Source organism: Halomonas eurihalina, from assembly GCF_008274785.1.
Lineage (GTDB): Bacteria > Pseudomonadota > Gammaproteobacteria > Pseudomonadales > Halomonadaceae > Halomonas > Halomonas eurihalina.
In genome coordinates, this window is record NZ_VTPU01000034.1 from 1 (window position 1) to 3242 (window position 3242).

General features: G+C 54.7%; 2 rRNA genes. Both read right to left on the reverse strand.

Annotated elements, in window-relative coordinates:
* Window position 1 precedes the first annotated feature (1 nt).
* Window positions 2–116, reverse strand: a 5S ribosomal RNA gene (gene rrf / locus FZZ93_RS18060).
* Window positions 117–199: 83 nt separating this feature from the next.
* Window positions 200–3089, reverse strand: a 23S ribosomal RNA gene (locus FZZ93_RS18065).
* Between the last annotated feature and the right edge of the window lie 153 nt (window positions 3090–3242).

Genomic DNA, 3242 nt, shown 5'->3' on the forward strand with positions numbered 1-3242 from the left:
TGCCTGACGATGACCTACTCTCGCATGGGAACTCCCACACTACCATCGGCGCTGAGCGGTTTCACTGCTGAGTTCGGCATGGGATCAGGTGGTGCCCACTCGCTATGGTCGTCAGGCGAAAAACATCAATGCAATCCTGCTGACGATACGTCTCTTGCGTACCCGGCGTCGTCTGTCATCCAGACTCCTTGGGTGTTATATGGTCAAGCCTCACGGGCCATTAGTACCGGTCAGCTCAACGCCTTGCAGCGCTTCCACATCCGGCCTATCAACCAGCTCGTCTTGCTGGACCCTTCAGGAGGCTCGAGGCCTCGGGGAGATCTCATCTTGAAGGGGGCTTCCCGCTTAGATGCTTTCAGCGGTTATCCCGTCCGACCTTAGCTACCCGGCAATGCCACGGGCGTGACAACCGGTACACCAGAGGGTCGTCCACTCCGGTCCTCTCGTACTAGGAGCAGCACTTCTCAAATCTCCAACGCCCACGGCAGATAGGGACCGAACTGTCTCACGACGTTCTAAACCCAGCTCGCGTACCACTTTAAATGGCGAACAGCCATACCCTTGGGACCGACTTCAGCCCCAGGATGTGATGAGCCGACATCGAGGTGCCAAACACCGCCGTCGATGTGAACTCTTGGGCGGTATCAGCCTGTTATCCCCGGAGTACCTTTTATCCGTTGAGCGATGGCCCTTCCATACAGAACCACCGGATCACTAGAACCTACTTTCGTATCTGCTCGACGTGTCTGTCTCGCAGTTAAGCACCCTTATGCTCTTGCACTCAATGCACGATTTCCGACCGTGCTGAGGGTACCTTCGTGCTCCTCCGTTACGCTTTGGGAGGAGACCGCCCCAGTCAAACTACCCACCACACACGGTCCTCGATCCGGATAACGGACCAGAGTTAGAACGCCAATGATGCCAGGCTGGTATTTCAAGGTTGGCTCCACGGTAGCTAGCGCTACCGTTTCAAAGCCTCCCAGCTATCCTACACAAGCAACATCAGCGTCCAGTGTGAAGCTGTAGTAAAGGTTCACGGGGTCTTTCCGTCTAGCCGCGGGTACACCGCATCTTCACGGCGATTTCAATTTCACTGAGTCTCGGGTGGAGACAGCGTGGCCATCATTACGCCATTCGTGCAGGTCGGAACTTACCCGACAAGGAATTTCGCTACCTTAGGACCGTTATAGTTACGGCCGCCGTTTACCGGGGCTTCGATCAGGAGCTTCGCTTACGCTAACACCATCAATTAACCTTCCGGCACCGGGCAGGCGTCATACCCTATACGTCCGCTTACGCGTTTGCAGAGTACTGTGTTTTTAATAAACAGTTGCAGCCACCTGGTATCTTCGACCGCCTCGTGCTCCGGTCGCGAGGACCTTCACACTAACGCGGCGTGCCTTCTCCCGAAGTTACGGCACCATTTTGCCTAGTTCCTTCACCCGAGTTCTCTCAAGCGCCTTGGGATTCTCACCCTGACCACCTGTGTCGGTTTGGGGTACGGTCCCACTGTATCTGAAGCTTAGAGGCTTTTCCTGGAAGCGTGGCATCAATGACTTCCAGACCGTAGTCTGTTCGTCTCGTCTCTCGGCCTTGGGGTACCGGATTTACCTGATTCCCCAGCCTACCGACTTTCACCAGGACAACCAACGCCTGGCTCACCTAGCCTTCTTCGTCCCCCCATCGCAATACAGTGAGGTACGGGAATATTGACCCGTTTCCCATCGACTACGCCTTTCGGCCTCGCCTTAGGGGCCGACTCACTCTGCTCCGATTAGCGTCGAACAGAAACCCTTGGTCTTCCGGCGGGGGAGTTTTTCACTCCCCTTATCGTTACTCATGTCAGCATTCGCACTCGTGATACCTCCAGCAAGCCTTTCGACTCACCTTCATCGGCGTACACGACGCTCCTCTACCGCTCATCCAGAGGATGAACCCGTAGCTTCGGTACCTGGTTTGAGCCCCGTTACATCTTCCGCGCAGGCCGACTCGACTAGTGAGCTATTACGCTTTCTTTAAAGGATGGCTGCTTCTAAGCCAACCTCCTAGCTGTCTAAGCCTTCCCACATCGTTTCCCACTTAACCAGGATTTCGGGACCTTAGCTGACGGTCTGGGTTGTTTCCCTTTTCACAACGGACGTTAGCACCCGCTGTGTGTCTCCCACGCTCGCACTCACCGGTATTCGGAGTTTGCCTCGGGTTGGTAAGCCGGGATGGCCCCCTAGCCGAAACAGTGCTCTACCCCCGGTGGTGATACGTGAGGCGCTACCTAAATAGCTTTCGAGGAGAACCAGCTATCTCCGGGCTTGATTAGCCTTTCACTCCGATCCACAAGTCATCCAAATCTTTTTCAACAGATCCTGGTTCGGTCCTCCAGTTGATGTTACTCAACCTTCAACCTGCTCATGGATAGATCGCCCGGTTTCGGGTCTATTTCCAGCGACTGGTCGCCCAGTTAAGACTCGATTTCTCTACGCCTCCCCTAATCGGTTAAGCTCGCCACTGAAAATAAGTCGCTGACCCATTATACAAAAGGTACGCGGTCACGGGACTAAGCCCGCTCCCACTGCTTGTACGCACACGGTTTCAGGATCTATTTCACTCCCCTCTCCGGGGTTCTTTTCGCCTTTCCCTCACGGTACTGGTTCACTATCGGTCAGCCAGGAGTATTTAGCCTTGGAGGATGGTCCCCCCGTCTTCAGTCAAGGTTTCACGTGCCCCGACCTACTCGATTTCACAGGATCAGATTTTCGGCTACGGGACTATCACCCTGTATCGTCGAGCTTCCCAGCTCGTTCGCCTAATCAGTCACCTGCTTAAGGGCTGTTCCCCGGTCGCTCGCCGCTACTGGGGGAATCTCGGTTGATTTCTTTTCCTCGGGGTACTGAGATGTTTCAGTTCCCCCGGTTCGCCTCGTTGACCTATGGATTCAGTCAACGATACCCATCTTACGATGGGTGGGTTTCCCCATTCGGAAATGCCCGGGTCGCAGGTTGTTTGCCACCTCGCCGAGCCTTATCGCAGGCTTCCACGTCCTTCATCGCCTCTGGCTGCCTAGGCATCCACCGTGTGCGCTTCATCGCTTGACCATATAACCCGAAGGAGTCTGGTCGCGATGACTCAACGACAATTGCCGGATACGCTTGAGACGTATCTCATGTCCTTTCTTTCGAAAGGAACTGTCAGCAGGATTACATTGTTAAAGAGCGACTGTTCGAAGAACAGTCGGAAGTCATAAGAGC